Annotated in this window: 3 protein-coding genes; 1 reads left to right on the forward strand and 2 read right to left on the reverse strand. The window is 57.1% G+C overall.

What is annotated here, in order from left to right:
• Positions 1-998: 998 nt before the first annotated feature.
• Both LRG07_RS13315 and LRG07_RS14000 read right to left on the reverse strand, forming a co-directional pair.
• The gene (locus LRG07_RS13315; protein ID WP_238642667.1) at positions 999-1,703 is read right to left on the reverse strand and encodes a hypothetical protein; all 705 of its coding nucleotides are present in this window, start codon (positions 1,701-1,703) and stop codon (positions 999-1,001) included.
• Positions 1,704-1,899: 196 nt separating this feature from the next.
• Positions 1,900-2,442: a prepilin-type N-terminal cleavage/methylation domain-containing protein gene (locus LRG07_RS14000; RefSeq protein ID WP_305038536.1), complete on the reverse strand. Its 543-nt coding sequence runs from the start codon at positions 2,440-2,442 to the stop codon at positions 1,900-1,902.
• Positions 2,443-2,721: 279 nt separating this feature from the next.
• On the opposite strand from LRG07_RS14000, the gene LRG07_RS13325 reads away from it, so the two are divergent.
• A complete protein-coding gene (locus tag LRG07_RS13325; protein ID WP_238642668.1) occupies positions 2,722-4,413 on the forward strand; it encodes a bifunctional diguanylate cyclase/phosphodiesterase in 1,692 nt (563 codons plus the stop codon).
• Positions 4,414-4,472: the final 59 nt, after the last annotated feature.

Below are 4,472 nucleotides of genomic sequence, written 5' to 3' on the forward strand. Positions count from 1 at the left end.
ACAGGGAAGGTAAGCAAGACAGCAAAGAGGAAGGGAGCATCTATAAAATTATCTGTCTCGCTAAAAGAAAGTGGTATCTAAATGGCCTTAAAAGACAGTAGGCGCCTATCTGTCATAAATATTTATAGCAAAAAGAAAATATGCGAAATGAGCAAAGAAAATTTTTACATCATCATCGCTGGCGAAGAGATCGGGGCAGACGAACTAGTAAACAGTCAAATGGCCTCAAAGATAACAGGGCTATCTGTCCGTCAACTTCAGAGGCTTCGTCTTGAAGGGCGCCTTCCTTACTACCAGTACTCAGACAACTGTATTCGCTACCTTGTGCGAGACATCGTTGAGTTCTCTGAAGGCTCAAGACACGAGCAGCCCTGAAGGAAACGTATCTCTTTGAATGCCGCGTCGATCAGTTCCGTTAAGAGTGGAACAGTGATCTCAATACCGTTTTGACGACAATAGTCCGATATATCGATTAAGATCTCGCCTCGGATTATGTTTCTTTTTACCATTTTTAGTATCTTGTTGTATAGGTTTTCCCAGTAGTTAATTTCTTCTTGTGTGATCATTGGTTCATCCTTTCGTTGTACGGGTTCCGGAATGTTTATATTAGTGTTTTCCACTCCTTTTCCGCTCTAGAGATTCTAAGTATAACCGGCTAAAATTCTCGGTCAAGAGATGGAAGAGGAATTAGCCAGGAAGGAATTTTATATAAAAATTTGCTGAAGAGAAAGGAGAAGGTTTATATTAATATTATTGTTGACCGCTTATTTGCTGGAATTTGATGATAGGCCCTTGGTGTTAGGTTAATGGCAAAAGGTGTTTATATTAATAATGTCGGGTTCAGGTTGTCGCCAAGATATTTGTAAGAAAGAGAGATAGCAGAGCAGGGCGAGAAAGGAGGGAGTGGGATAATTGTTTTATCGTAAAGAGGAAAGAGGAACGATAATAGAAAAGATCGAATGTGGCGGTGGTGATATCTTAAAAGAACGATTGGGAGATCAAGAAACGAAAGGCTTACGATACTCCTGAAAGCAATAAAGAACGGCAGCAAGAAGCAATGTGGCCGCAATGAGTTCGATGGACTCTTCTACGAGGCCATCTATGAAGACGAAAGAAGAGATGGCGGTGCAGGTATAGACCTCATCACTCCAGGGAAAAGAGATTGTGCGGCCTTCTATGAGACGTTCTTGGATCCAAGAACCGACTACCCTGTACCAGTCGCCGATGTTTCGTGTGGCCGATGCGAAGGCGATGAGGCCGTAGAGGGGATAGCCGATCAGTAGAAGGCGTCTGGCGAGCTTAGGCAGCGTTCCTGAGCGTAGAAGAAGGAAGAGAGCCAGGAGCATCACACTGGCGAGGAAGACGTAGTAGCTCAGTTCTACGGATGCTTGAAGAACCGGGGTGTTGCGGTCAATATCGAGCAGTGTGCGGGTGATGTAATGACGGGTGTTATGAGCGTCTTCTAGGAATAAAAAGAAGAAACCTGCGGCTAGAGTCCACCAGCCTGGGGTAGGTTGGCGACTTTTGATCTGATAGGCGAGACAACCGGCACTGAAAACCACTCCAAAGGCAAGATAGGTGTGTTGAGCCCTTTCAACTATACCCGCTTCCATGAAAAAATAAGAAAAAACCCAGTCATGAAAGACATAATGAGATGTTAGGCCGCAAAAATCACTAATGATGGCGCCAAGATAGCCTGCCAAAAGTATTACTGCAGTGGACAACAGAAAAAGTCGGGACAAAGGGGGGCGTATCATCAGCCAGGCAGTCGAAAAGAAAAAATGTAAAGCAACGGCTTATTAATTTTGCTAACCGTCTTCTTAAAAAATAAGGGCTATCAAGGTGATAGCCCTCAAAGGTTCTTGACTTTGAGTTGTCAACGCGTTTATTCTTTAATCGTCATTCATCGGATTCCTCAATATAACACGTTTCGCCCCCATCTGCTCCATCAGCGACGCTTGCTGGAATTGTATAACGACCGATCAGGTTATCGGTGGTAATTTCGCCACGATCGGTCTCTGAATTGTAATCATCCGCATCCCCGGTAAACTCATCAACGTCAGACACGCCTTCGTCGTTTATATCGGTATCCCAGTTGATTCCCTCGTTCCAATCTGTGCAACTTAGTGCACCATCGTCTTCGTCGCTGAGGTCAACGTTACCAATGCGTTCCTGAGTGTTCGCGTCAGATATTGAGGCCTGTATGCTGTTGAGATAGGCGTTGACCTCAGCCCGCTCCTGGATACCCAAAAACTGCGGCACCGCAATCGCGGCGAGGACGCCAAGAACAGCAAGCACTATGACCAGCTCAATCAACGTGAAACCTTCTTCACGCTGACGGCGGCGACGGGGCTCACTGCTCAGGCGGTGGACGTACTGCTTGGCCAGGTCGACGAGGCTGACCGTGCGGGAGTGGCTGGATCGCTCCATGCTTTCCTCCATCGGGCTACTCTCCTGCTTTGGTTCGGCCGCGTACGGCCGGTCGGTCACTGCAGAGCGCCCGTGGGGGAGGCGGGCACGAGACTGCAGGTAAACCTATAGTAAACGTGGGAACCGGTGGTGTGAAGCGTGGTAAGCGTCCAATACCGTGTTGGAGCGTGTCAAACCGTCGCGGGAAGGGCCGCCGGGTGGCTATCCGCCGGGGTGCGCAGTGGTCTATGCTGAACCGGTCGTGGGTCGGTCGGCTCGCGGCGTCCAGGAAGGCTACGGAAAGGGCCGCCCATGGTACGGATCGACCGCTGGCTGGCGCTTGCGCTGACGCGCTGGCAACACCCCACTGGCCTGCGCCGCTGGCTGGCTGTGGCGGGGATCGTCACCCTCATCGCCGCGACCACGTTCCTGGTCTGGCAGACCGGCGGCATCCGGTACGCCTTCTCGCACATCATGTATGTCCCGATCCTGCTGGCCGCTGCGCTCTTCGGTCCCGGGGGCGGCGTGGTGGCCGGGCTGGCCGGCGGGTTCGCCCTGGGGCCGGGGATGCCCATCGACACCGCCACCGGCGAGATGCAGGCGTTCTACAACTGGGCCTACCGGGCGGTGTTCTTCCTGTTTGTCGGCGGCGTGGTGGGCATGCTCGGTCAGGCGGTGGCCCGCCTGCTCGGCGAGGACCCGGTTAGCGGGGCGCCGAGCCAGCAGCCGCTGCGCCAGGCGCTGGAGCGGACGCTGGAGCCGCCGGTGCCCGGGCAGGCCCCGCGGCGCTTCTCGGTGCTGGTGGCGATCTTCGACAACTACACTGAGCTGGTGAATACGTTCGGTCCCGAGGTGGGCGTTCGGCTGATTGGGGGCGTGGTGCAGCGGCTCCAGGCCTCGTGCCAGGGCGATGCCGGGGTCTACCACCTCCACGGGGAGCGGTTCGCGGTGGTCGTCGACGGGGAGCGGCTGGGCGAGGTTCGCGCGCGCATCCGTGCGCACGCCATGGAGCCCCTGGTCGCCGATGGGGTGCCGCTCTACGTGAACCTGACCTTCGGGCGGGCGGACCATCCGGAGCACGGCGCCAGCGCCGAGGAGTTGATCCAGCGCGCGACCATCGCCGCCGATCTGGCCAGCCGGCGGGGCGAGCGCGAGCGCGTCTACGATGTCGGCAGTGACCAGACCAGCCGCGAGAACCTGGTCCTGCTCAGCGGCTTCCGGCGGGCGGTCTCCCGCGATGAGCTCTGCCTCTACCACCAGCCCAAATGGCACCTGGAGCGCGAGGAGGTGGTCGGCACGGAGGCGCTGCTGCGCTGGCAGCACCCGGAGCACGGCCTGTTGACCCCGGTGCGCTTCATCCCGCAGCTGGAGAGCAGCCATCTGATCCACGAGCTGACGCCCTGGGTGGTCTCCGCCGCGCTGCGGGATCTGGCCGAGCTCCAGCGCGACGGTCGCGCCTGGCACGTGGCGCTGAACCTCTCCGCGCGCAACCTCAACGACGACGGACTGATCGGCGATCTGGAGCGGGCCCTCGCGGAGACCGGCACCTCGCCGGAGCAGCTGGAGGTGGAGGTCACCGAGTCGGCGGTGCTCGCCGACCCGGAGCAGGCCCGCCGGGTGCTCGGGCGGCTGCGGGACTGGGGGATGGGGGTGGCCATCGACGATTTCGGCGCCGGGCAGACATCGCTGGGTTACCTGCGCCGTCTGCCGGCGACCAGCCTCAAGATCGACCGTGTCTTGATCCAGCAGCTGGCGGGAGCGTCGGCCGACTGCCGGATCGTGGAGTCGGTGGCCGGACTGGGGCGTCGGCTGGGGATGGAGGTGGTTGCCGAGGGCGTGGAGGATCGCGCCACCCTGGCCATGGCGCGCAGCGCCGGGTGCGATATCGTTCAGGGGTACGGGATCTGCCCGCCGCAGCCCATGGAGACCATCCGCGAGGCCTTTGCGCGGGAGCGCTCCGTCCGGGCGCAGGACTTTGCAGTGGGGTCATCGCCGGAAGCGTGACGGGCGGCGAGACCGTGCCGAAGGAAAGCGGGAAAAAACTGTTGACCTGCTCCTAACTG

The organism is Halorhodospira sp. 9622, assembly GCF_022228025.1.
In the GTDB taxonomy this organism is placed as follows: Bacteria; Pseudomonadota; Gammaproteobacteria; order Nitrococcales; family Halorhodospiraceae; genus Halorhodospira; species Halorhodospira halophila_A.

Coding starts and splice junctions, on each gene's coding strand:
- LRG07_RS14000 (WP_305038536.1), bottom strand. CDS start 2,442: ATGGAGGAAAGCATGGAGCGATCCAGCCACTCCCGCACGGTCAGCCTC.
- LRG07_RS13325 (WP_238642668.1), top strand. CDS start 2,722: ATGGTACGGATCGACCGCTGGCTGGCGCTTGCGCTGACGCGCTGGCAA.